The following is a 309-nucleotide window of genomic DNA, read 5'->3' on the forward strand; positions in this document are numbered from 1 at the left end:
GTTCGGAGACCACCCGCAAGATCAACCTGCCGGAGGGCCTCGCGCCCGACGAGCTGACCCCGGCGAAGGCCCGCGAGCTCATCGAGGCGCCCGTCGTCACCGACCGCGTGCTCGGCGAGAACCCGGCGAACGGCAAGACGATCGTCGTGAAGGACGGGCGCTACGGCCCGTACGTGACCGAGCTCGCGCCCGAGCCCGAGGCGGCACCGGTCGAGGAGGTCGCCGTCGACGCGGCGACGGGCGAGGTCCTCGACGCGAAGCCGAAGAAGAAGAACACCAAGAAGACCGCCGCGGTGAAGCCGCGCACGG

1 protein-coding gene is annotated in these 309 nt (G+C 71.5%); it reads left to right on the plus strand.

The window, feature by feature from the left end; translation table 11 throughout:
* The coding region (locus FJ658_RS15725) for a topoisomerase C-terminal repeat-containing protein (RefSeq protein ID WP_305004405.1) at positions 1–309 on the plus strand (309 nt) is incomplete at both ends.

Source organism: Schumannella sp. 10F1B-5-1 (genome assembly GCF_006517535.1).
Classification (GTDB): domain Bacteria; phylum Actinomycetota; class Actinomycetes; order Actinomycetales; family Microbacteriaceae; genus Schumannella.